Source organism: Allobranchiibius sp. GilTou73 (assembly GCF_021391335.1).
Taxonomy (GTDB): Bacteria; Actinomycetota; Actinomycetes; order Actinomycetales; family Dermatophilaceae; genus Allobranchiibius; species Allobranchiibius huperziae.
The window spans coordinates 989,579-1,013,300 of the sequence record NZ_CP090051.1 but is presented as its reverse complement, the minus strand read 5'-3'; the positions used below and the strand labels follow the sequence as shown (position 1 = coordinate 1,013,300).

The 23,722-nt window shown below is 70.3% G+C and carries 23 protein-coding genes; 5 read left to right on the top strand and 18 right to left on the bottom strand.

From position 1 onward, the window contains the following. Positions 1 to 2 precede the first annotated feature (2 nt). Entirely contained in the window at positions 3 to 263 is a 261-nt protein-coding gene (locus LVQ62_RS05065; protein ID WP_243757915.1) for a hypothetical protein, read from the bottom strand. Positions 264 to 407: 144 nt separating this feature from the next. On the opposite strand from LVQ62_RS05065, the gene ligD reads away from it, so the two are divergent. Next, complete coding sequence (ligD, locus tag LVQ62_RS05060) at positions 408 to 1,382, top strand: non-homologous end-joining DNA ligase (protein WP_233765909.1); 975 nt, start codon at positions 408 to 410, stop codon at positions 1,380 to 1,382. Here the strand turns inward: ligD and LVQ62_RS05055 are convergent, their stop codons facing one another. Both LVQ62_RS05055 and LVQ62_RS05050 read right to left on the bottom strand, forming a co-directional pair. Continuing rightward, positions 1,383 to 2,273 (bottom strand): dolichyl-phosphate beta-glucosyltransferase, encoded by an 891-nt coding sequence (locus LVQ62_RS05055; RefSeq protein WP_370639671.1) that lies wholly within the window; start codon positions 2,271 to 2,273, stop codon positions 1,383 to 1,385. Position 2,274: 1 nt separating this feature from the next. Beyond that, positions 2,275 to 4,365: a glycosyltransferase family 39 protein gene (locus LVQ62_RS05050; RefSeq protein WP_233765894.1), complete on the bottom strand. Its 2,091-nt coding sequence runs from the start codon at positions 4,363 to 4,365 to the stop codon at positions 2,275 to 2,277. Positions 4,366 to 4,603: 238 nt separating this feature from the next. On the opposite strand from LVQ62_RS05050, the gene LVQ62_RS05045 reads away from it, so the two are divergent. Continuing rightward, positions 4,604 to 5,008 (top strand): hypothetical protein, encoded by a 405-nt coding sequence (locus LVQ62_RS05045; RefSeq protein WP_233765892.1) that lies wholly within the window; start codon positions 4,604 to 4,606, stop codon positions 5,006 to 5,008. A gap of 58 nt (positions 5,009 to 5,066) precedes the next feature. On the opposite strand, the gene LVQ62_RS05040 is transcribed toward LVQ62_RS05045, so the two are convergent. The 6 genes from LVQ62_RS05040 to LVQ62_RS05015 all read right to left on the bottom strand — a co-directional run bounded on the left by LVQ62_RS05040 (position 5,067) and on the right by LVQ62_RS05015 (position 12,968). Then, positions 5,067 to 5,942: an SDR family NAD(P)-dependent oxidoreductase gene (locus LVQ62_RS05040; protein ID WP_233765884.1), complete on the bottom strand. Its 876-nt coding sequence runs from the start codon at positions 5,940 to 5,942 to the stop codon at positions 5,067 to 5,069. A 30-nt stretch (positions 5,943 to 5,972) separates the two neighbouring features. After that, complete coding sequence (locus LVQ62_RS05035; RefSeq protein ID WP_233765877.1) at positions 5,973 to 6,278, bottom strand: DUF1905 domain-containing protein; 306 nt, start codon at positions 6,276 to 6,278, stop codon at positions 5,973 to 5,975. A 17-nt stretch (positions 6,279 to 6,295) separates the two neighbouring features. Then, positions 6,296 to 9,574, bottom strand: a complete 3,279-nt coding sequence (locus tag LVQ62_RS05030) for a DEAD/DEAH box helicase (protein ID WP_233765875.1) — start codon at positions 9,572 to 9,574, stop codon at positions 6,296 to 6,298. 117 nt (positions 9,575 to 9,691) lie between these two features. Next, positions 9,692 to 10,189, bottom strand: coding sequence for a hypothetical protein (locus LVQ62_RS05025; protein WP_233765873.1), 498 nt, complete (start codon positions 10,187 to 10,189; stop codon positions 9,692 to 9,694). Then, entirely contained in the window at positions 10,173 to 12,218 is a 2,046-nt protein-coding gene (locus LVQ62_RS05020; RefSeq protein WP_233765870.1) for an NAD(+) synthase, read from the bottom strand. The genes LVQ62_RS05025 and LVQ62_RS05020 overlap by 17 nt, the downstream gene beginning before the upstream one ends. A gap of 195 nt (positions 12,219 to 12,413) precedes the next feature. Then, positions 12,414 to 12,968, bottom strand: a complete 555-nt coding sequence (locus LVQ62_RS05015; RefSeq protein ID WP_179483248.1) for a DoxX family protein — start codon at positions 12,966 to 12,968, stop codon at positions 12,414 to 12,416. A 186-nt stretch (positions 12,969 to 13,154) separates the two neighbouring features. On the opposite strand from LVQ62_RS05015, the gene LVQ62_RS05010 reads away from it, so the two are divergent. Both LVQ62_RS05010 and LVQ62_RS05005 read left to right on the top strand, forming a co-directional pair. After that, positions 13,155 to 14,372 (top strand): MFS transporter, encoded by a 1,218-nt coding sequence (locus LVQ62_RS05010; RefSeq protein ID WP_233765868.1) that lies wholly within the window; start codon positions 13,155 to 13,157, stop codon positions 14,370 to 14,372. 36 nt (positions 14,373 to 14,408) lie between these two features. Then, a complete protein-coding gene (locus LVQ62_RS05005) occupies positions 14,409 to 14,924 on the top strand; it encodes a GNAT family N-acetyltransferase (RefSeq protein ID WP_233765866.1) in 516 nt (171 codons plus the stop codon). A 49-nt stretch (positions 14,925 to 14,973) separates the two neighbouring features. On the opposite strand, the gene LVQ62_RS05000 is transcribed toward LVQ62_RS05005, so the two are convergent. The 6 genes from LVQ62_RS05000 to LVQ62_RS04975 all read right to left on the bottom strand — a co-directional run bounded on the left by LVQ62_RS05000 (position 14,974) and on the right by LVQ62_RS04975 (position 19,697). After that, positions 14,974 to 15,534, bottom strand: a complete 561-nt coding sequence (locus tag LVQ62_RS05000; protein WP_233765863.1) for an NUDIX hydrolase — start codon at positions 15,532 to 15,534, stop codon at positions 14,974 to 14,976. Then, positions 15,531 to 16,322 carry a crotonase/enoyl-CoA hydratase family protein gene (locus LVQ62_RS04995; RefSeq protein WP_233765861.1) on the bottom strand — a complete coding sequence of 264 codons (792 nt, stop codon included), beginning with the start codon at positions 16,320 to 16,322 and terminating at the stop codon, positions 15,531 to 15,533. Before LVQ62_RS04995 ends, LVQ62_RS05000 begins: the two co-directional genes overlap by 4 nt. A 4-nt stretch (positions 16,323 to 16,326) precedes the next feature. After that, a complete protein-coding gene (locus LVQ62_RS04990; RefSeq protein ID WP_233765859.1) occupies positions 16,327 to 17,601 on the bottom strand; it encodes a low temperature requirement protein A in 1,275 nt (424 codons plus the stop codon). Between the two features lie 39 nt (positions 17,602 to 17,640). Beyond that, a complete protein-coding gene (locus tag LVQ62_RS04985; protein ID WP_233765857.1) occupies positions 17,641 to 18,090 on the bottom strand; it encodes a cysteine dioxygenase family protein in 450 nt (149 codons plus the stop codon). A 224-nt stretch (positions 18,091 to 18,314) separates the two neighbouring features. Then, on the bottom strand, positions 18,315 to 18,929 hold the full coding sequence (locus LVQ62_RS04980; protein WP_179483254.1) for a nitroreductase family protein: 615 nt from the start codon (positions 18,927 to 18,929) through the stop codon (positions 18,315 to 18,317). Positions 18,930 to 18,938: 9 nt separating this feature from the next. After that, positions 18,939 to 19,697: a dienelactone hydrolase family protein gene (locus tag LVQ62_RS04975; RefSeq protein ID WP_233765852.1), complete on the bottom strand. Its 759-nt coding sequence runs from the start codon at positions 19,695 to 19,697 to the stop codon at positions 18,939 to 18,941. A gap of 110 nt (positions 19,698 to 19,807) precedes the next feature. Here LVQ62_RS04975 and trxA point away from each other — a divergent pair, with 110 nt between their 5' ends. After that, positions 19,808 to 20,164, top strand: a complete 357-nt coding sequence (gene trxA, locus LVQ62_RS04970) for a thioredoxin (RefSeq protein WP_233765851.1) — start codon at positions 19,808 to 19,810, stop codon at positions 20,162 to 20,164. 6 nt (positions 20,165 to 20,170) lie between these two features. Here the strand turns inward: trxA and LVQ62_RS04965 are convergent, their stop codons facing one another. From LVQ62_RS04965 to LVQ62_RS04955, 3 genes are all read right to left on the bottom strand, one after another. After that, a complete protein-coding gene (locus tag LVQ62_RS04965; protein ID WP_233765850.1) occupies positions 20,171 to 21,766 on the bottom strand; it encodes an APC family permease in 1,596 nt (531 codons plus the stop codon). A gap of 215 nt (positions 21,767 to 21,981) precedes the next feature. Beyond that, positions 21,982 to 22,533, bottom strand: a complete 552-nt coding sequence (locus LVQ62_RS04960; RefSeq protein WP_233765849.1) for a type 1 glutamine amidotransferase domain-containing protein — start codon at positions 22,531 to 22,533, stop codon at positions 21,982 to 21,984. 76 nt (positions 22,534 to 22,609) lie between these two features. Beyond that, positions 22,610 to 23,701, bottom strand: a complete 1,092-nt coding sequence (locus LVQ62_RS04955) for a CaiB/BaiF CoA-transferase family protein (protein WP_233765848.1) — start codon at positions 23,699 to 23,701, stop codon at positions 22,610 to 22,612. Positions 23,702 to 23,722 lie beyond the last annotated feature (21 nt).

Here is a 23,722-nt window from a genome sequence, read left to right as displayed (position 1 = left end):
TCCTATCCGTAGATCATCCGGCGCAGCTGCCGGGCTGAGAGCGAGGGTGGCGCGACGTTGCGATCGGCCAGTTCGGCGGCGATGAGATCGAAGATCTCCTCGTTGCGCCGGCCGTACGTCTGGTGGTGCGCGTGCCGCCGTCGCACGAAGTCCTCCACCGGCTCGGCGTACCAGGCGATGACGTCGTCGACGACCCGAGCCGCCTCCGAGGGCGAGAGCCCGGTCGTCTCGACGACGCGACGTACGAGCTCGGTATCGGGCACGTCGAGCATCATGGACCACGGCCCCCTCGGAATGCACGTTCCTGCCCGCAATCGGGCAGATCCGAGGCATTTGCGGGTCCTAACCTTGGTACCACGGCCCGTCTGCGCAGTCCGCGGGGCGAAGGAGGGCTAGGTTCGGCAGGTATGGCGAGCAAGGGCAGTCCCGCGGTCGAACTCGAGGTGGGCGACAAGACAGTCCGCATCTCCAACCCCGACCGGGTCTACTTCCCGACGCGCGGTGAGACCAAGCTCGACCTGGCCAACTACTACCTGTCGGTCGGCGACGGCATCGTGCGCGCGCTGCGCGACCGGCCGTGCATGCTGCACCGGTTCCCGACCGGCGTCGAGGGCGAGAAGGTGCACCAGAAGCGGGTGCCGCGTGGCGCGCCGGACTGGTTGGAGACCGTACGGATCCACTTCCCCCGCTGGAACCGCACGGCCGATGAGTTGTGCGTCACCGAGCTCGCCAGCGTCCTCTGGGCGGTGCAGATGTCGACGGTCGAGTTCCACCCCTGGAACTCCCGTCGCGCCGACACCGAGCGCCCCGACGAGTGGCGCATCGACCTCGATCCGATGCCGCAGGCGTCGTTCGCCGCGGTCCGACGCACCGCGCACACGGCGCACGAGGTGTTGGACGAGCTCGGCATCCGCGGCTTCCCCAAGACCTCCGGTGGCGACGGGCTGCACGTCTACGTGCGGATCGAGCCACGGTGGGAGTTCGGGGAGGTACGCCGCGCCGCGTTCGCCTTCGCGCGCGAGATCGAGCGGCGGATGCCGCAGGAGGTCACCACCACCTGGTGGCGCCGGGACCGCGACCCGCAAGCCGTTTTCGTCGACTACAACCAGAACGCCCGCGACCACACGATCGCCAGCGCCTATTCGGTGCGCGGCAATCCCGACGCCACCGTCTCGGCGCCGATCGAATGGGACGAGATCGACGACGTCGAGCCGGGTGACATGACCATCGCGACGGTGCCGGAGCGCTTCGCGCGCCTCGGTGACCTGCACGCGCAGATCGACGACACGGCGTACAGCCTGGACACCCTGCTCGAGTGGGCCGACCGCGACGAGCAGGCTCCCCCGGAGAGCTCCGAGGGCACCGACGGCGACGCCGACTGATCAGCCGGCCTGCGGCAGCGGCTCATCCAGCCCTGGCAGGCTCACCCGTCCTCGCCCCATTCGAGCCTTGATCCCCGCCAGGCGGGTGTCGTCCGCGGCACGTCCGCGGCGCATCCTGCGCACGCCGCGCAGGTCGTCGATCGCCGTGCTGACCACGTCGACGCGGCTGTCCGGATCGTCGTACCAGTCGACCGGCACTTCGTGGATCCGCAACCCGGCGCGCTCGGCGAGCACGAGCAGCTCGGTGTCGAAGAACCAGCTGTCGTCCTGCACCAGCGGCAGCAGCTCGCGCGCGACGTCGGCTCGAATCGCCTTGAACCCGCACTGCGCGTCAGTGAAGCCGGCGCGCAGCGACACGCGCAGGAGCCGGTTGTAGCCGCGCGAGATGACGTCTCGCTTGAAGCCGCGGACGACGTGCGCGCCGTGCGCGAGCCGGCTGCCGATGGCGAGGTCGGAGTGGCCCGACATCAGCGACGCCACCAACGGCGCCAGCGCGTCGAGATCCGTGGACAGGTCGACGTCCATGTATGCCAGCACGAGCGCGTCCGACATCGACCAACTCGCCCGCAGCGCCCGGCCGCGACCCTTCTGGTCCAGGTGGAGAGCCCGGACCCCCACGAGCTCCTGCTCCAGCCTTCGCCCCACTGCCAGGGTCGCGTCGGTGGACGCGTTGTCGGCGACGGTGATCCGGAACGCGTAGGGGAAGTGCTCCTGTAGGTACCCGTGCACCGTCTCGACGCAGGCGGCGAGCGACTCCTGCTCGTTGTGGACCGGGATGACCACGTCGAGCACGGTCGTCGGCAGTCCCGCCGAATTACGTTGCCGGGTGCTGTGTTCGGAGATGAAGGTCGTCATGGCCGTGTCCGCCTCGTCCCTGTCGTCCTTGTACATCTCAATTCGAACTCGTGGGCTGAGTCAGGTCGTAGAACGTCGTGCTGCCGATCGTGACCTTCGTGTAGTGGGCCTCGACCCAGGAGGTGATCGAGCTTCCCGAACCGGACCCGCCGCCCATCCCGCCGCCACTGCTGGCGAGGAAGTAGTGGATCCGCCCGGCCTTCACATAGGCCTGGAACTGAGCCAGGGTCGGCGACGGGTCGCTGCCGTTGAAGCCGCCGATCGGCATCACCGGCTCCCCGCTGCCCAACTGCAGGCCCGCGGCGTTCTGGCTGCCGATCGCCGCCGCCGCCCAGGTGTACTTCGAGGCGTTCGACTGCAGCGCGGCGACGACCTCGGTGCTCGGAGTCGAGGCGTCGAGCAGACCGCCCATCCCGCCGCCGGTCCGGGTGCCTGTGGTGGTGCCGCCGGGCGCACCGCCCGCCGTCGCCCCGCCCGTCGTACCTCCGGGTGCGCGACCCGCGAAACCACCCGTGGTCCCGCCGGCGCGCGCCGCTGCGCGTGCGCCACCCGCGAAGCCACCGCCCATGCCGCCCATCCCGGACCCGCTGGGGCCGGCGACCACGATCGAACCGCTGTGCCCGACCGCCAGGGTGGACACGGTGTACGCCGTGGGACCGGCCAGACCCGCCGCGACGGCCGCCGCGATCACGAACGGCACGAACCTGGCGTGCATCCATCGAATCGCGAGCAGCAGCAACGCCGCTGCCATGCCGACCGCCAGGATCGAGACGCGCAGCCAGTCGCCGTACGCCGTGACGCGGGTGAGCAGGACGAACGACCAGCTCGCGGCGGCGGCGGTCGCGGCCGCCAGGGTGACGGTGCCGAGCACGGTGTGCCGCCGCTCCCACATCTCGATCGCACCCGCGCCGACGAGGGTGGCGACGGCCGGTGCGAGCGCGACCGTGTAGTACTGGTGGAAGATCCCGGCCATGAAGGAGAAGGTCAGTCCGGTGACGATCAGCCAACCGCCCCAGACCAGATAGAACGCGCGGCGCAGGTCGGTGCGCGGCCGCCGACCACGCACGACGAGGCCGACACCGAGCAGGATCAGAGCGGTCGGGATCAACCACGAGACCTGGGCGCCGACCTCGCTGCCGAACATCCGGGTGATCCCGGTCGTGCCCCACTGCCCGCCGGCGTTGCCGCCGCCTCCACCTCCGCCGACCGAGCCGGTCTCGTTGCCGGACAACCGGCCGAAGCCGTTGTAGCCGAAGGTGAGGTTCCAGAACGAGTTGTCCTGGCTGCCCCCGATGTAGGGCCGCATGCTCGCCGGGGTGAGGGAGACGATCGCCACCCACCATCCCGCGGAGACCACCATCGCGGCGAGACCCGCTACGGCGCCGACGATCCGGCGGCGCAGCGTGGTGTTCGCGGCGACGAGGTAGGCGATCCCGAAGAACGGCACGACCAGGAAGACCTGGAAGGTCTTGGTCAGGAAGCCGAAGCCGATGAAGACACCGACCGCGATCATCCACTTGGCCGAACCCCTCTCGATCGCACGCATGGTCGCCCAGCCGCCGAGGGCCATCAGCAGGGTGAGCAGCGCGTCCGGGTTGTTGAAGCGGAACATCAGCACCGCGATCGGGGTGAGAGCGAGCACTGCGCCGGCGAGCAGCCCGCCCACAGCGCTGAAGTAGCGCTTCACCGTCGCGTACACGACCGCGACCGCCCCGACCCCCATGAGCACCTGGGGCATCAGGATGGCGAACGAGTTGAGCCCGAAGACGCGCACCGACAGCGCCATCACCCAGAGCGCGGCCGGCGGTTTGTCGACCGTGATCGAGTTCGCGGCATCGGAACTGCCGAAGAGGAACGCCTCCCAGTTGACCGAACCCGCCTGCGCTGCAGCCGAATAGAACGAGTTGGCCCATCCGCTCGCGGTCAGGTTGTAGAAGTACGCAGCCGCCGTGACAACGAGCAGGCCGAAGAGTGCCGGCCGCGCCCACGTGGGGTCGCCGTCCGGGCCGCGCCACACCCGCCCGAAGCGGTCAGCGGCGAATGACGAGCGTGACGCACCGACACCGGACCGGCCGGTCGGTGCGTTCGCCGTGTGGGAGGAGCGCAGGTGCGCTGTCACGGAGTTCATGCGTGGAACCGTGACGGCACGCTCTGTGTGGTTGCTGTGCCGTGACTCTTACCTCCCGATGTGAGCCACGTGACCGCTGACGCGCGGCGGGAGTGCACCGCACCACCCTGCGCCACACATGTACGAATACCGCTGTCGACAGGACGAATCCGGATGACGGCGGAGCCACAGCCGGCCCACAGAAGCCCCCGCCACGATCGGCGACGTCAGAAGCCCCTGAGCAGGTGAGGAGTGCGTGATGTCGCACGAGCCCGAACGTGTCGGTCCGTCCGAGGACGACCCGACCCGACCCATGCCTGCGGCGTCACTCGGGTCGCACCCGCACCCGGTCGGTACGGCGCCCGCCCTGCGCCGGCCGCGCTGGTCCGGAAAGAAGAGCGCCGTGGTCGCCGCCCTCGCGATCGGCCTGTCCTCGGCAGGTGCCATCGGCGCGGCGGCGGCCTCCCCCGCGGGCCAGTCCGGCGGAGGAGGCACGGCTCGGTGGGCACCCGGCGGCTTCGGCGGCACCGGTACCCGAGGTGGCACCGGCACCCACGACGGGACCGGCACCCGAGGCGGGGCACGCCCCCAGGGCGGAGGCAGCGCCGGTCAGGCGACGCCTCCAGCTCCGGGGATCGGCACGGGCGCAGGCACGACCACCTGAGGCGCGTGCGGCTACGGCCCGGTTCTCCCTCGGGGGAAGGACCGGGCCGTTCGGGTCGTCACTTGGAGCGCTGAGCCATCCTGGCCTGCATCTTGGCCACCAGCGGTGGGATCGCCGGGCCGCCCTTCGCGAGACTCTTTCCCGCACGCTTCATCGTCGCTGTGTAGACCGGACGGCTGAATCGCTTGCTGTTGTAGGCGATCCGCCCATCAGGGTCGGTGAGCACGATGAACTTGCCGGCTTTCATCCCGGCGTACGCCGCAGCGGCGACCTCGACGGCGCCGCGAGGAGCCTTGGTGATCAGATCGACCGCCGTCTCCTCCATCTCGACGTCCTTGCCCTGCAGGGAGGACGCCAGGTTGGTGCGGAAGAAGCTCGGGCAGATGACTGTCACGATGATGTTCCATGGTGACAACTCGTGCAGCAGTGTTTCGGACAGCGCCACCACGCCCGCCTTCACCGAGTTGTACGACGCCATCGCCGGCGAGTGCACGAGTCCGGCGAGCGATGCGGTGTTGACGATCTGCCCGCCCCGTTGCTCTTTCAGCATCGGGGTGAACGTGCGGCACCCGCGGACGACACCGAGCAGGTTTATATCGACGATCCACTTCCAGTCGTCCATCGATGTCACATCGATCCGGCCGCCCGCCGCCACGCCAGCGTTGTTGACCAGCAGGTCGAGCCCCTGCCAATGGGTCTCGACCCACACCCGGGCCTCGTCCCACTGCTCATCGGACCTGACGTCGAGCTGCCGGTACTGCACCCCGGGCGGAAGGGTGCCCGCAGGCGCTTCCTCGTGCACGTCTCCGACCAGCACCCGGGCGCCCTCGGCGACCAGCAGCTTGACGAGTTCGAGGCCCAAGCCGCTGCACCCACCCGTCACCAGGGCCCGTGCGTCGGCGTACGAGCGCAGATTCGTGCGTGAATTTCTCATGACCGCGACCCTACTCGCGCGTAACCCTCTTCACACCCAGCGTCCGGACCGCACCGCCACGGTCACCTCGAAGTGTGCGGAGTCCCCGTCGCCCACACCCTCCGCCTCACGAACCTTCGCCTTCAGCGGCAGCGCGTACCGCCCCTCCCTGGGGAAGAGGGACGTCTCCCATGCGGTGTCGCCGAGCCGCGCGTGCACCGGGATCATCCCCCACCCGTAGCTGACCTCCTTCGCCAGCTCGCGCAGGTCGGCACCGTCCTGCTCGGGAAGGTTCACGAAGTAGAACGGCGCCGGGCCCCTCCAGTACCAGATCTCCGCGTCGAATTCCGACTTCATCGCAAGGACAACACCTTTCACTCCAAGAGGGCTGCGATGTCCGCCGCGGTGACAGCGCCCGACACGGCGCCGCCGGCATCCATCACCGAAGCGAAGAGATCGCGCTTGCGCTCCTGCAACGCCACGACCTTCTCCTCCACGGTGCCCTGCGAGACCATCCGGTAGACGGTCACCGGTCGTTCCTGCCCGATGCGGTGCACCCGGTCGATCGCCTGCGCCTCGGTGGCCGGGTTCCACCATGGGTCGAGCAGGTAGACGTAGTCGGCCTCGGTGAGGGTGAGTCCCACACCGCCGGCCTTGAGCGAGATCAGGAACGCCGTCTGGTCGCCGGATCGGAACCCGTCGATGACATCCGGCCTGCCCCGGGTGGATCCGTCGAGGTACGACGTGCGCACCCCGGCCGCATCCAGCGCATCGCGGGCGAGGGCCAGGTAGGAGGTGAACTGGCTGAAGACCAGCGCACGGTGCCCCTCGTCGGCCAGCTCGGTGAGGTGCTGGGCCAGCAGGGTCAGCTTGGCGGACTGCTCGCCCGCGGGGTAGTCGTCGTCGACCAGCCGCGGGTCGAGCGCCAACTGCCGCAGCCTGGTCAAGGACGCGAGGATCGCGACCCGGTTGGTGTCGGCGTCCTCCAGCAGTCCGAGGATCCGCTGGCGTTCGCGCTGCAGGTGCCGGCGGTAGGTCGCCTCGTGACGAGCGGACGGCTCGACGTGCAGCAGCTGGATCTGTTTGGCGGGCAGATCGGCGGCGACGGCCTCCTTGGTGCGCCGCAGCATCAGCGGCCGGATCCGGCCACGCAGCTGTTCCAGTAGCTCCGGTGCCTTCCCGCTCTCGATGGGGCGACGGTAGCGCTGCCCGAACACCTCCGGATCGGGATAGAGCCCCGGCGCGGCCAGGGCGAACATCGACCAGAGATCCATCAGTGAGTTCTCCAGCGGGGTGCCGGTGATCGCCAGCGTGAACGGCGCGTCGAGCCGCTTGGCGGCCTGGAACGTCTTGGACCGGTGGTTCTTCACCCACTGCGCCTCGTCGAGGATCAGCCCGCTCCACCCCAGGGCGTGGAAGTTCTCGGCGTCCAGGCGCAGCACGGCGTACGACGTCACGACGATCCGCGCGTCACCGATGGTGTCGGCGAGCGACCGCCCCCGCTTGCCGGAGGTCTGCGGCAGCGCCACGATCGGGACGTCGGGAGCGAACCGGGCGGCCTCACCGACCCACGTGCCGACCACCGAGGACGGCGCGACGACGAGGACGGGCTCGGTCAGGTCGCCGCGCTCGTACGCACGCGCCAGCATCGCCAGCGTCTGCACGGTCTTGCCGAGGCCCATATCGTCGGCCAGCACACCGCCGAGACGGGCATCCCACAACGTGCTCAGCCACGCGAACCCCTCGCGCTGGTAGGGCCGCAGCTGCGCCCGGAAGCTGTCCGGCAATCTCGGCGGCTCGATCCGCCCGACGTCGCGCAGGCCGCTGACCGCCTCCGCCCACCGGGTCGACTGCCGGCCGGGCACTCCCAACGCGACCAGCTCGTCGTAGAAGCCGACCTGGAAGCGACCTACCCGAAGGCCCTCCCCGGGCTCCCGGTCGAGCAGGTCGCGCGCCTCCTCGATCAGCTCGCGCAGCCGGTGCAACGACGGGTCGTCGAGGGTGAACCAGGTGCCCGACTGCAGCAGCATGCTCTCGTCGCCACGGACGAGCGCCGCGAAGAGCGGCTCGAAGGGCACCTCCTCCCCGCCGATGCTGACGCTCACCCGCAGGTCGAACCAGTCGGTGCCGTCCTCCCGATCCTCGGTGCCGATCTCGATCAGCGGGGTCTCGGTGACCTGCTCGTACGTCGGCAGCTCACCCTCGAGCACCACCTGCAGGTCCTCGTGTTCGCTCCACTGCGGCAGGGCCGCAGCGACCCGCACGGCCTCCCACCCGCGCAGCGTGTGCTCCGGGCGCGGCCACCAGCCGAGGCCGCCCACCGCCTCGAGCAGCCCGGCCGACCGCAGCAGGGGTCCGACCCGCTCGACCAGCTCCCGCTCGGCGATGCGATCGCGCCCGACCTGTGACCAGCCGAGCGTGACGGGGTGCAGGCGGCGCGCGTCGTACCGGAACCCGGCTCGCACCCGGATCTGCTGGTCCGCCGGACTGTCGAGCGTCAGCTGCAGACGCAGCGGCTCGGCCGGGGCGGCGGCGTGCGGCACCCGGGGAAGTTGTCCGCTGTCGGTGAGCCGGGGCAGCGCCTCGGACCGGAACTCCGCGGCGTCCTCGGCGGGCACCCGCAGACCTCCGGACCGCAGCAGCTCCTCCATCGCGGGGCGCACCGGCGCGGTGAAGCCGGCGAGCGTCATCGCACCGCCGCGCTCTATCACGGCGACGCCGTGCGCCGGCGATCCGATGAAGACGCGTTCGCCCTCGGGCAACTCGGGCAGCGCCGGCGCAAGCACCAGATCGGCCTCGTCGTCGTCCTGCACCACCTGCAGCTGCGGCGTCACCGGGTACGGCGCCACCTCCAGGCCCGCGGAGACACCGAATCCCTGCATGATCGCCACGCCTGCATCGGAAGCCTGGGCGAGCGCCGGCCACAGCGTGGCGGCGAACTGGTCGAGGTGCAGCTCGCTCGGCAGCAGGCCGCCGTCGGCGATCCGGTGCAGTGCCTTCAACGCGCGGTGCTGAGCGGGGTCCCACGGACGCACCGGGCTGTCATAGAGCACGTCGTGCCAGGCGGCCTCCTTCACCCACCGCCCGGCCTTGCCGAGGTAGGTCGGCACGATCGCGATGCGCCGCGCGGGGGTGCTGTCGTGGATGGTGGACGGGCGGGTGACCGGCACCATCCGCAGCCCGAGGCGGCGTGTCGCCGCAGCCGGCTCGTCGGCGTACTCCTGCACGAACCGGCGCCACGACGCGGACCGGTCGACCTCGACCTCGCCGCCGAGCGACTCTCGGGCGACGAGCAGCAGGGTGGCCACGTGCTTGCACCGGGCCTGCATCGGGCAGGAGCACCGCGAGGTCCATTGCGGGCGCGGGCCGGTGTCCTTGGTGCGGGTGACAAGCGTCGTGTAGTCGCGGTCGCGGCTGCCGCCGATGACCCCGAGCAGCATCCGACCCTGGTCACCGGTGTTGACCGAGATCACCCGCTCGGCGTCGACGTAGCCGAGGGCGCGCTCGAACGCCTTGTCACCGACGTACGCCTCGATATCGGCGTCGGAGACCTCGCGCAGCCACTCGGCGCCGCGCACCTGGAAGGCGTGGGCGTGCTCGTACGCCGGGTGGTCACCGCCGAAACCGTCCGCCACGCGGTACCCACCCTTCACGGGCACGACGTTACCGGCCGGGTCCGACAGCCGACGTGCTCCGGCCTGCCACCGTGGCGCAGGTAAGCGCGAGGGACACAGGTAGACCCGTGTCCCTCGCGCGCACCTGTGCCACCGTCACACCTTGGTGGCCTGGAACGGGACGCCGTGCTCCTCACTCACCGTCCGCAGCCGCTCGGCGATGCCGTCGCCGTCGGGTTTGTCGAAGATCACCAGTGCCACGAACGCCGTGTCGTACGGATCGTCGTGCCGGCTGACCTCGACGTGCGCCACCGGTCGGGAGAACGCCGAGCGGGGCCGCACGAACTCCACGCCCGCCATCTGCGACCACGCCACGGAGTGCGACTTACCGCGGTGCATGCCGACCAGGCCGTCGGACGTCGCACGCAGATCCCGCCGGCCGCCGGACCGGCGCAGGTCCCACACCACCAGCACGATCAGGGCGGCCGCGACCGGCAGAATCCACCACAGCCGGAAGACGACGCCCGTGCCGATCGCGCCGACCAGGATGATCGCCACCCGCGGCCAGACACCCAGCGGCACACCGCCCCGCGGCGCCGCGATCACCGAGACGCCGGAGGCTTCGGTCGGGGCCACGTCAGGCGTCGGGGACATTGCGGCGCAGCTCCTCCAGCCACACCGTGGCGTTGCCGTCGGAGGGGGCCCGCCAGTCACCGCGCGGCGAGAGTGCACCGCCGGCGACGACCTTCGGCCCGTTGGGCAGGGCCGAGCGCTTGAACTGGCTGAAACCGAAGAAGCGCTGCAGGAAGACCTCCAGCCAGTGCCGGATCTGACCCAGGTCGTACGCCGTCCGGTCACCCTCGGGGTATCCCGCCGGCCATACGCCCCGGGACACGTCCGACCACGCGTGCAGCGCGAGGAACGCGATCTTGGACGGCGCGAAGCCGTAGCGCAGCACGTGGAAGAGGGTGAAGTCCTGCAGCTCGTACGGACCGATGACGGCCTGCGTCGACTGCGGCTTGGCACCCTCGGCGGCCGGCACCAGCTCAGGGCTGATCTCGGTGGTGAGGATCGAGGAGAGCGTGGACCCGACGGCCGGCTCGAACTGCTCCGAGCTGACGACCCAGCGGATCACGTGCTGTATCAACGTCTTCGGGATGCCGGCGTTGACGTTGTAGTGCGACATCTGGTCGCCGACGCCGTAGGTGCACCAGCCGAGCGCCAGCTCCGACAGGTCGCCCGTACCGAGCACGATGCCGCCCTCGTGGTTGGCGATCCGGAAGAGGTAGTCGTAGCGCAGGCCGGCCTGCACGTTCTCGAATGTGACGTCGTAGACGGGCTCACCGCGCCCTGCCGGGTGACCGAGATCGCGCAGCATCTGGGTCGCCGCGGGGCGGATGTCCAACTCGGAGAACGTGACTCCCAGCTGGCCGGCGAGCGCGACGGCGTTCGCCTTGGTCTCGTCGCTCGTGGCGAAGCCGGGCATCGTGTAGGCGAGGACGTCGCTGCGCGGCCGCCCGAGGCGGTCCATGGTGCGAGCGGCGATGATCAGCGCGTGCGTGGAGTCCAGGCCGCCGGACACCCCGATGACGATCTTCGGCTGGCGGATCGCCCGCAGCCGCTGCATCAGGCCGGACACCTGGATGTTCCACGCCTCGTAGCAGTCCTGCGCGAGGCGTGCGGGGTCGTCCGGCACGAAAGGGAACCGGTCGACCGGGCGACGTAGTCCGATATCGCGGGCCGGTGCGTCGAGCGTGAAGGGAATGGTGCGGAACGAGCTGACCCGGTTGTCGTACGTGCGGGCGTTGTCGTCGAACGATCCGTCGCGTTGCCGGTCCTGCCGCAGCTGGTCCAGGTCGACGTCCGCGACGGTACGACGCGCGCCGTCCGGGAAGCGCTCTCCCGCGGCCAGCAACCGGCCGCCCTCGTAGACCATCGTCATGCCGTCCCAGGACAGGTCGGTGGTCGACTCGCCCTGTCCGGCCGCGGCATAGACGTACGCCGCGAGACACCGGGAGGACTGAGCCTGCGCCAGCATCCGCCGGTCGTTCTCGCGGCCGACCGTGATGGGGCTGCCGGAGATGTTGAGCAGCACGGTCGCGCCCGCGAGCGCGGCCAGGGAGCTCGGCGGCACGGGCACCCACATGTCCTCGCACACCTCGACGTGCACCGCGAGACCGCGCACGTCGACCGCGTCGAAGACCAGGTCGGGACCGAAGGGAATCTGCTTGTCGCCCAGCGTGATCCACTCGCCGGTCTGGTCGTCGCCGGCGGCGAAGTAGCGCTTGTCGTAGAACTCCCGGTACGTCGGCAGGTAGGCCTTGGGAGCCACTCCCAGGATCTGCCCGCGATGCACGACGACCGCGCAGTTGTAGACGCGGTGGCCCTTGCGCAGCGGCGCACCGATCACGACCAGGGGCAGCAGGTCGCAGGTGGCGGCCACGACGCGGTCGAGCGCGACCAGGACCGCGTCGAGCACCGCGTCCTGCAGCACCAGGTCGTCGATGGCGTAGCCGGTGAGGCACATCTCGGGGAACGCCGCCACCGCGACCGCATCGTCGTGACATCCGCGGATCTGCTCGATCACGGTGTCCGCGTTGGCGATCGGGTCAGCGATCGAGGTGGGCACGGTGCACGCCGCGACCCGCGCGAACCCGTGTGCGTACGCCGAGGTGAAGTCCACGGCGTCAGTCTCCCAGACCCCACCCCCGGCACCGACCGATCGGCCCGCTCCGAGTCTCGACAGCATGAAGCGTGGGTGCCGTGTCGAGACGCGGCCCACGACCGGGCGACGACAGGACGTCACTGCTCAGATACGAAAAAGACGTGCCGGGCGGGGCGACTGCGCCCCACCCGGCACGTCCGGGGTGGTGAGAGATCAGGCTGCGGACCCGGTGCCGTCCTCGGGCGCGTCGGCCTTCGCCGCCTCGGCGGAGGCGACGGCCTTGCTGCGGCGGTTGATGACGAACGCGGCGGCGGGCACGACGGCCGCCATCGCCACGGCCCGCATCCACGGACGGTTCAGGGCGTGCCCGAGCGCGTGGTCCAGCGAGAGGGTGCCGGGGCCGGTCAGAGCCAGCGTCGCGGCGATGAGACCGACCGTGGCGGGCAGCTCGTAGCCGCCGTTCTGGCCGAAGAACCCGTTCGACGCGTGCACGGAGCCCGCGACCGCCATGGTCCCGGTCACCGCGCCGGCCGCGGCCGGGGTCGCGAGACCGAGCGCGAGCAGCGCACCGCCGCCGGCCTCGCCGAGGCCCGCCGCGTACGCGTTCGCCTTGCCCGGCTTGAAGCCCATCTGATCGAAGAAGGCGCCGGTGCCCTCGATGCCGCCGCCGCCGAACGCGCCGAACAGCTTCTGGCTGCCGTGGGCCGCCAGGGCGCCTCCGACGCCGAGTCGAAGGGCGAGCAGGCCGATGTCGCGTGATGAAGTCATGGCCCGATCATATCGGTGACACGTCACCTTTCTCTATCCGAAGCAGTGTGACCTCCGTCTCCCTCATGCGTGCAGATTCTGTGCAGCCGGCAGCGGCGGCCCGGTCATCTGGGCGCGCCGGCGTGGGGTCCCCTCGGAATCGACCCAGGTACGGCGCGCGCGACCGGGACCGGGCACGCTGTGGGCATGCGCCTCCTCGCCCGCAACCCCTGGATGCGGGTGGCCCTCATGCTGTTCGCCGTCGGATGGGGCGCCAACCAGTTCGCTCCGCTGCTGCTGGTCTACGAAGCCCATCAGCACCTGACCGAGCAGGTCACGTCGGCGATGTTCGCGGCGTACGTCATCGGCCTCATGCCGGCGCTGCTGCTCTCGGCGCGGCTGGCGGGGCACTTCGGGCACCGCGCGATCATCCGGCCGGTGATGCTGCTCGCGATGGTGTCGTCCGGGGTGCTGCTGCTCGGGCACTGGAGCGAAGCGGCCCTCTTCGTGGGCCGGGTGCTCTACGGCGTCGCCACGGGTGCGGCCATGGCGCCGGGCACGACCTGGGTCAAGGAGCTGTCCGCGGACTCCGCGCCCGGCACCGGTGCGCGACGGGCCGCCATGTCGCTGTCCGCGGGATTCATGGGCGGCCCCCTCGTGAGCGGCCTGGTCGCGCAGTGGCTCCCTGCGCCGGAGATCCTCGCGTACGCCGTGCACATCGTCCTGATGGCGGGGGTGACGGTGCTCGCCTGGACCACTCCGCAGACCGGCTCGACCACCGACGCCGGGGACCACCGGGAGCACCCGACCCAGGGCCGGCACACCGCTCTGAGCCGAGCGTTCTGGGCCGGCATCGCCCCAGCCGCGCCGTGGGTCTTCACCTGCGCGTCGATCAGCCTCGTCGTGCTGCCCAACGTCGTGCGCGGCTCCGTGAGCAGCTGGGAGGTCGCGTTCAGCGGCATCATGGCCGGCCTCACGCTGGGCACCGGGGTGCTGATCCAGCAGCCGGCGCGCGGGTTCGAGGCCCGTCGCCCCGGCATCACGACGCTGGCCGGGATGGGCTGCGCCATCGCCGGGTCGCTGCTGGCCCTGCTCGTCGCGCAGGTGAGCGGATGGGCGCTGGTGCCGGTCGCCGGGATCGTGCTCGGCGCGGGATACGGGCTGGTGCTCGTCGGCGGACTCACGGCGGTCGAGCGTCTCGCGCCGCCGCACCAGCTGGCGATGACGAACGCCGTCTTCTACTGCCTGACCTATGTCGGCTTCTTCATGCCGACGGTCATCGCCACGCTGGTGAAGCACTTCCCCACCACCGAGGTGCTCGGGCTCGTGGTCGTCCTGGCCGTCCTCACCACCGCGTGGGTGGCCCGGCGGGGCCGCCGGGACGCGCTCTCGGAGGCCGGGGCGGCATCCACCACGGCGCCCTGAACGACGCGCCGGCATCCGAGCGGCGACACTGTCGGGATGGGCGTCTTCCTCCGGCCGCAGATCCCAGCCGACCTTCCGTCGCTGACAGGGGGCGAGAGCCCGTACGACGATTTCGGGCCACGCGCGGCGCACACGTCGCCGAGGCCGCCGGAGCTGGACGCTCCGGGTGCCCTCTCCGTCGTCGTCACGGAAGACCGATCGCTGGCCGGCACCGTGAGCTGGATCTGGCAGCACTGGGGACCGAACGCCGCGTCGCGCAACCCGATGATCGGCATCTGGCTGCGCCCGTCCCACCGCGGCCGGGGCATCGGCCGCGACGCGCAGGCGCAGCTCGTCGACCTGTTCTTCCGACACACCACCGTCAACCGCGTCGAGGCACACACCGACGTGGACAACATCGCCGAGCAACGCGCGTTGGAGGCGGCCGGGTTCCAGCACGAGGGAGTGACCCGGGGCGCCCAGTGGCGCGACGGCAGCTTCCACGACGGAGTGCTCTACGCGATCCTGCGTGCCGACCCGCGCCCCGCGGTGATCACACCGGCACAGTCCTAGCGCCGACGCTGCATGCCTGCCTCACCACTCGGGCCCGTAGCCGAGATCCTCAGCTCTCGCCAGGCAGTCCGGGGCGGATGCCCCGGCGGTGCAGGTCCGCGTACATCAGCGCCGCCACGCTCTCACCGTCGGTGATGGCCCCGCCCGCCACGAGCTCGAGTGCCTCCGACCAGGGCACGGACACCACCTCGTGGATGCCTTCCTCGACGCGCCCACCGAGGTCACCGACCTGAGTGAGTCCCGTTGCCAGATAGACGTGTTCGGGTGCACGGCAGATCCCGTTGAGGGCGTTCATCCGCCCGATCGCGGTCCACTCCCGCGCCTGCAGGCCCGTCTCCTCACGCAGTTCCCGTCGCGCAGCCTCCAGCGGCGGCTCGTCGTCGCACGCGCCGGCCGGCACCTCGAGCGACGGCCCGGTCGTGTAACGGGTCATCCGGACCAGCACGACCTGGTCCGCGTCGTCGATCGCGACGACGAAGACGGCGGGCTGGCGCACCTGCACCACCCCGTAGATCCCGCGTTCACCGTCGGGCCGCACGACGCGGTCCTCGGTCACCTCGATCCAGCGGTTGCGGTAGACGGTCCGCGAGGACAACTGCTCCCAGCTCATCGGCCCCGCGACTCGTACACGGGGGTCTCGCGGGCGAACGCCGCCGCACGGGCGATCTTGAAGTTGCGCCCGGTCATCAGCCGCACCTGCTCGATGCGCTCGCGGGCGAAGGTACGGCGTGGTCCGGAGTTCCAACGCGTCTCGAAGAGCCGCTTGGCCGCGGCCAGCGCGTCCGGCGAACGGGTCGCGAGCTGGTCGGCGAGGGCGCGGGCGTCGGCGTACGGATCGGCGCCGACCGCTCCCACCAGTCCGATCTCGCGGGCACGGTCGCCGGAGAAGATCTCAGCGGTCATGGTGAGCCGTTTGGCCTGCTCGATGCCGACCAGCTGGGCCAGCGACCGGATGCCGCTCATGTCGGGGATCAGCCCCCATTTGCCTTCCAGTACAGACCATCTCGCGTCAGGGGTGGTGATGCGGAAGTCGGCGCCCAGCGCGATCTGGACCCCGCCGCCGAAGCAGTGCCCGTGGACCGCCGCTATCACCGGCACCGGCAGGCGTCTCCAGACCCAGCACGCCTCCTGGAAGGTGTTGGTGCCCCATCGGGGGCGGGGCACGACCGCCTTGGTCACCTCGCGGGGCTGGCCGAAGGCTTCGGCGAAATCCAGTCCGGCACAGAAGGAATCGCCCTCGCCGGAGATGACCACCGCGCGGACGGACCGGTCCGACCGAAGTGCGCGACCGGCGTCGACCAGTCCCCGCAGCATCGGCAGGGTGAGGGCGTTGAGCTTCTCCGGGCGGGCGAGACGTACGTCGGCGATCCCGTCGGCGACGTTGCAGGTGACGGACATGCGCTTACCCTACGAAGGCCCTCCGCCCGGGTCGGACGCCCGGCATCTCGATACCGGCCACGGTGACGAACGGCGACAGCATCACCACCAGCACGCACGCCGCGAGATCCACGTGCGCCACCGCCAGCGCCACCGCGACCAGCAGGACGGCGAGGCTGAGGGCAAGCAGGGCGACGTCGCCCGCGGTGGATCCGAGGAGGTAGGCCCGGACCGCCCAGACCGCCACCAGGAAGACGGCCACCGGGACGGCCACGACCGCGAGCGCGGTGGTCTTGCCGACGGCTTCATGCCCGTCGCCACCGGCACGCGCGGCGAGCTGCGAGCCGGCCACGTGCAGGCCGGCGCCCGTCGCGGCGATGGCGGCGAAGAGCGGCACGTGGCCGTAGCCGAAGACGAACTGCCCGGCCGGCCGCCTGCGCAACTGCCCGGCCACGTCTGCGGCGAAGTAGATCCACCACATCGCGAAGGTGAGGCCGATGCCCGCCACGACGACCGCGACCGCCTGCCACGTCCACCCGGCGACGCCCGGCCGGTGCAGCGCGAGCGACGAGGACGCGACCGTCCCGACCACCGCCTCCCCCAGGGTGATGATCGTGAAGAGCCCGTAGCGCTCGGCGATGTGAGCGGGGTGCCACGGCGTGACCGAGCGCCGCTCGACCAGCACCGGGATCGCCACCTCGAGCAGGCCGAGGATCACGAAGACGGGTCCGGCGACGGTCCAGGGCGGCGCGAGCAGCGCGAAGACGACCCAGCACACCTGCGCCAGGACGATCAAGAGGGCGTAGTGGCGGGCCTTGGAGCGCTCGGTGGCCGATTGTCGCCCTGCCCGAACCCACTGCGCCACCAACGCGACCCGCATCACGACGTAGCCGGCGACCACTCCGGTGCCATGGAAGGACCCTTCGCGGGTGACCGACTCGAAAAGCCGCGGGATCCCGAGGGCGAGGACGACCACCCCGATCATCTGCACCATCGTGAGGATCCGGTAGAGCCAGTCGTCGGTGTCGAACGCCGAGGCGAACCAGGTGAAGTTGATCCACGCCAGCGCCGTCGCGAACATCGCCATCACGAACGCGCACAGGCCGGTGAGCAGGTGGCTCTCGTCGATGCTCGTGGCGAGGTACCCCGCGGCGTTGCCGACCGCGATCACGAAGGTCAGATCGAAGAGCAGCTCCAGCGGTGAGGAGACCCGCTCGCGTTCGTCGGGGTCGCGCCCGGTCATCCGGGCGAGCGGGTGGGCCCGCGCCACCCGGACGCCGAAGGTCCTCGCCTCGGTCATCGGGTCAGTGTGGCAGCGACCGCAGTACGAGGCGGTGGCTCAGGTGATGATCGGCTCCGGGCGACCGGCACGCCATACGTGCGGGGTCATCTCCGACAGGCCCGGTGAGTACGCGTGCACGGTGAGCGCCAGATCGTCGCCGATGTTGATCATGTTGTGCACCAGGCCCGGGGTGAAGCTGTACTCGTCGCCCTCGCGCAGATCGCTCTCGGTGAGCCGGCCGCCGCGCCACGTCTCCTGGGTGAGGCCTCCGCGGACCACGTGGAACGCGCCGCTGGCGCCGCCGTGGTCGTGCCAGCCGGTCGTCGTACCCGACGGCCACACCATGAGCCACACCTCGAGGTAGGCGGTGGTGTCCAGCTCGATGCGCACCCGCTCGGTCGCGTCGGGGTCGACGCGGGTCAGCAGGTCGTCGTTGCCGGCGAAGAGCCGGGTGATGCGCAGCAACTGCTCGTCGCTGAACGTGCGGATGCCTAAGGAGGCTGTCATCTGGTGTCTCCGGACGGGAAGGGCGCCGGACGGGCCGGCGGGCTGTCGGACGAGTGAACGGGTGGGTTCAGGCGCGACAGCGATGCCACATCGCCGAGCGCGCGGTGCGGCGCATCGGCTGATGAATGGCTGTGTGGAACATGGCTTCACTACATCACGGCGGGGCTGGCAGCGACAAATAGTTTCGCTGTGCGAACGCTGTCTCTTCCGGCTGACCGCGGATCTCAGTCGTGCGGATGCAGCGGCAGCGGCTCGCCGAACCGGCTCCCGAAGGCGAACTCCGAGAAGGGTTTGCGATGCCGCTCCCGCAGCTCGCGCTCGGCGGTGGAGGGATCCACACCCGAGCGTTCGCGCACCGGCCAGGGCCGCCCGACGGCGATGCCCGAGACGATGCTCCACTCGTCCGGCACCTCGTACGCCGCGGCCAGCGCCTCATGGTCGAATCCGCCGAACTGGTGCACGCCCAGCCCCATCGACGCGGCCTGGACGCACAGGTGTGCGACAGCCTGGCCGAGGTCGTACCGCGCGTAGTCGGCGAGCGCGGGCTTGCGCTCCGGGGTCGTCCGGGCCGCGGTCACCAACACGGCACTGGCGGGCGGGACCCACCCCGAGTTGCCGCGGCTGAGCGAGCCCACCAGGACCTCATGGGCCGCGTCGCCGCGCCGAGCGACCACGAACGCCCACGGCTGCGCGTTGCCGTTCGACGGGGACCAGCGAGCCGCCTCCAGCAGGGAGGCGAGCTGCTCGTCGGACAGCTCGTACGTCGGGTCGAAGACGGAGGGCGATCTGCGCTCGCGCAGGAGATCCAGGATCTGCGGCGAGGTCGGGGAGGCCGTCATCGCAGAAGCCTAGGCGTCCACTTCGAGGCGCCGGCGCAGGAACGCCAGCACCGCGTCGACGCCCTCCTGCTGACGGTGTGCGGTGAGGGTTGCGTGCTTGGAGCCGGGGAACTCCACGGCGGTGAACGCGTCCCCCAGCTCGCGATGCAGGGTCGCGAAGCGGGTGCCGGTCGCCCGGTCGCCGGCGTACCGCAGCCCCAGCACCGGGCAGCCTCCGGCCGCCCGCGCCTTGACCGCCGCGAGATCGTCCGGGCTGAGCGCCAGGTCGGCCGAGCGGCGTCTGCCGATGGCGAACGGCGTGGAGGGCTGGGCCACGACCGGCGCCGCGACCGAGTCGTCCACCATCATCGCGAGCGCGAAACCGCCGGTGAAGCACATGCCGACCACGCCGACACCGGGTCCGCCGAGCTCGTCGTGCAGCGAGCGGGACAGTGACCGCAGCCACCCGGCGATCGGGCTGGTCCGGCCCGTCGCGAACGTCGTGAACTCCTTGCTGACACACAGCTGCGGAACGATCGCGGCGGCGTACCCGGCGCTCAGCTCGCGGCCCGGGTCGCCGAACAGATGGGGCATGACCACGGTGCACCCGGCCGCGACGACCTCGTCGGCGAACTCGATCACCTCCGGGGTCATCCCGGGGATCTCGTGGATGACGATGACTCCCGGCCCGGTGCCCCGGCGGTAGATGTCGTGGGTGCGCCCGTCGGCGTCGTACTCGGCCCTCGTCCAGCCGTCGAGGGGTGAACCGGTCCGCGCAAGAGTCGCCATGGCGCCATCATCGCGGTCGCCACGCGCCGAGGACAGGCCCTTGGAATCTTCCGGGCCCCGCATGCGCTGAACCGGGTGAGCAAGAGACCGACACACCGCAAGGAGCGCTCATGAGCACCCAGACCCTGACCACCGACACCTTCACCGACGCCGTCAAGAACGACGGCATCGTGCTGGTCGACTTCTGGGCCGACTGGTGCGGCCCGTGCAAGCAGTTCGGCCCGATCTTCGAGCAGACGTCCGAGGAGCACGAGGACATCACCTTCGCCAAGGTCGACACCGACGCCGAGCCGGCGCTCGGCCAGGCCCTCAACATCAGTTCCATCCCGACGGTGATGGCCTTCCGTGACGGCGTGATGGTCTTCGCGCAACCCGGCGCGCTCAGCAAGCCCATGTTGTCGGACCTGATCCAGCAGGTGCGTGCCCTGAAGATGGACGAGGTGCGCGCCAAGCTCGCCCAGAGCTGAGGGCTGCTAGACGGTCGGCGGGAGTTCCAGTTCGGGCTCGTCGCGCACGAGCGTCGGGGTGTCCCGGTTGAGGGTCTTCCCCCGGAAGAACGCCGGGATCGTGATCATCAGCACGAGCATGATGATCACGCCGACGATCATCGTGCCGACACCCAGGACGAACGCCCCGCCGATCACCCAGTGCAACCCGGGCACCGTGAAGCCGGTATAGCTGGCGGCCGTGTCCTTCGCGGGGCTCAGCCAGTCGTCGTGCAGGCTCCAGATCAGCGCGAAGTACATGATGATGCCGCCGAGGGTGGGGATGATGCCGCGCATCCACAGGTCGCGCGCGGAGTTGCCCAGCGTCTTGCGGTAGTACCACGCACACGCGAACCCGGTCAGGCCGTAGTAGAAGGCGATCATCATGCCGAGAGCGGTGACGCAGTCGGCGATGACGTCGGCGGCGTTCGAGGTGTAGTTGAGGATCGCGTAGAGCACGATCGAGATGCCGCCGAAGCCGAGCGTGGCGACCGTGGGGGTACGGAAGCGAGGGTGCACGTCGGCGAACCGTCGTGGCAGCGCCCGGTAGACGCCCATCGAGAGCGCGGTGCGGGCCGTCGGCAGGATCGTGGTCTGCGTCGACGCGGCGGCGGAGGTCAGGACCATGAAGATCAGCAGGTGCGACATGATGCTGCCCACGTGGCCCGCGCCGAAGACCGCCTTGCCCAGCACCGAGATCACATCGCTGGAATTGTCGGTGTTGCCGAGCCCGATTCCCTTGCTGCCCACCCCCGCGAACGACTGTGCCGCGATGGTGACCAGCGTGTAGGTGACCACCAGCATCACCGTCGAGATGATGGCGGCCCTGCCCGGCGTACGGCCCGGGTCGGCGGTCTCCTCGTTGACCGAGACGGCGCTGTCCCAGCCCCAGTAGATGAACAGCATCAGCAGCAGACCGCGGAAGAAGGTCGAGAAGCTGTCGATCTGCATCGGGTTGAACCACGACCAGTCCAGATGGATGGAGCTTGCGACCCCGTGACCGGTGTAGACCCGGGCCAGCGCGACGACGGAGAAGATCAGGAGCACGAACAGCTCGACGGTGAGCAGCACCTGCTGCAACCGGGCGGAGAGTTCGACCCCGATGTAGCAGATCGCCGTCATGATCACGATCCAGAGGATCCCGACGAGCAGCACCCAGCCGCTGGTGGGGTTGGACCCGATGCTGTCGGCACCGACCAGGAGGAAGACGTACTGGCCGGCCACCTGCGCCAGGCTCGCCATCACCAGGATGTCGGCGGCGATGATGCCCCAGCCGCCGAGCCAGCCGGTCTTCGGCCCGAACGCCCTGGTGGCCCAGGTGAACGTCGTACCGCAGTCCGGGTCGGCCTTGTTGAGCTCCTGGTAGCCGATCGCCGTGAACAGCATCGGCACGAACGCCAGGATCACGATGATCGGCGATTGCAGGCCGACGCCTACGACGATGAAGCCGAGCGTCGCCGCCAGGCTGTAGGCCGGAGCGGTCGAGGCCACTCCGATGACGACGCTGGCGATGATCCCGAGGGCGCCTCCGCGGAGGCCCTTGTCGGCGGATTCGGACGCTGCGGGGGGTGCGGTGCTGGTCATCGGCTGCCTCTCGTCGAGCGGTGAACGCACTCAAGCTAGGGCACAGACGAGCGAATCGATGGAACAACGAGCCTGATGTGCGGAAAACGATGCCGATCGGTTGCAAACCTACGAAATCCGCACCCTCGCGCCGGGTCGCTCGGCGTATCCGACGCACAGCACCCGCGTATCAGGGATACGCGGGTGCTCGGGTGGTACGACGGATCGGCGTTCGGTCAGCCGAGCGCGTCGACGATCGCCGGGACGAAGTCGCCGAGGTCATCGGGGTCGCGCGAGGTGATCAGGGTCCAGCCCGCGGTCGGGCAGACCTTGACGGACTCATCGACCCAGCTGCCGCCGGCGTTGCGCACGTCGGTCTGCACCGAGGCGAACGACGTGAGGGTCTTGCCCTGCAGCACACCCGCCTCGACCAGCACCCACGGCGCGTGGCAGATCGCCGCGATGATCTTGCCGGCGCCTGTGAACGCCTTCACGAGATCGGTGGCCTTCTCCTCGGTCCGCAACGTGTCGGCGTTGATGGTGCCGCCCGCGATCAGCAGCGCGTCGTAGTCCGAGGCGTCCGCGTCCGAGAGGGCGATGTCGGCCTCGACGTCCTTGCCTGGGTCCTTGTCGCCGACCAGGGTCTTGATGGTGTCCTTCTCGACGGCGGCGATGGTGACCTTGGCGCCCGCCTCCTTCAGCTTCTCGACCGGGACGACGAGCTCGTCCTGCTCGATGCCGTAGTTGGTGACGATCGCGAGGACCTTCTTGCCTTCGATGCCTGCCATGGCTCTCCCTCGTGGTGATGGGACGTTCCTGATGTCCCAGTCTTACCCGACGCGCTCGTCACCCAACCGGCGGACGTCAACCGCCCAGCGCGGGCGGCGCGCTGCGGTAGGTCGCGGGGGTCGCGGACAGGCCGATGGGGTTGGCGACCTGCCGTACCCCGGCACACTCCACGATGGGTGACAGGCCCACCCCTTCTGCGTACGCGAACGCCTCGGCGAGGTCGTTGACCGGTCCGGCCGGCACACCGGCCGCGGACATCCGCTCGTACCAGTCCTGCGCGTCCGCCGCGGCCAGCAGGTCGTTGACGACCGGGACCAACTCCTCGCGGTGTGCGACCCGCTGCGGATTGGTGGCGTAACGCTCGTCGTCGGCCAGGTCCGGCTGACCGAGCACCTCTGCCAGGGAACGGAACTGGCGATCGTTGCCGCACGCGATGACGATCGGCTTGTCGCGCGCCTGGAACACCTCGTAGGGGACGAGTGACGGGTGCCGGTTGCCCATGGCCTGCGGGACCGCGCCCGCGAGCAGGTAGCCGCTGGACTGGTTCACCAGGCTGGACAGCAGGCACGACATCAGGTCGACCTCGACCCGCTGCCCCTCGCCGGTGCGGTCGCGATGGCGCAGGGCCGCCAGGATGCCGACCGCGGCGTGCAGGCCGGTGATCACATCCACCACGGCCACCCCGGCTCGGGTCGGCTCCCCCGGCCGCGGGCCGGTCATCGACATCAGCCCGCCCACGGCCTGCACCACGATGTCGTATCCGGGCAGCGAGCTGTCCCGGCCGAATCCTGTGACGCTGCAATAGACCACGCCGGGGTTCGTCGCGCGTACGTCGTCGTACCCGAGCCCCAGCCGGTCCATCCCGCCGGGCAGGAGGTTCTCGACCACCACGTCCGCGCGGGAGACGAGGTCGGCCGCCTGCGCGCGGTCGGTCTCGTCGCGCAGGTCGAGGGCGAGACTGCGCTTGTTGCGGTTGACCGCCTGGAAGTAGGTCGCGACCCCGTCGGCGTCGAACGGCGGCCCCCAATGCCGGGTGTCGTCGCCACTGCCCGGGCGTTCGATCTTGACGACCTCGGCGCCCAGATCGGCCAGCAGCATGGTGGCGTACGGCCCGGCGAGCACCCGCCCGAAGTCGGCGATGAGCAGTCCGTCCAGGGCACCCTTCATGCGGGCGACGGTATCGGCGTT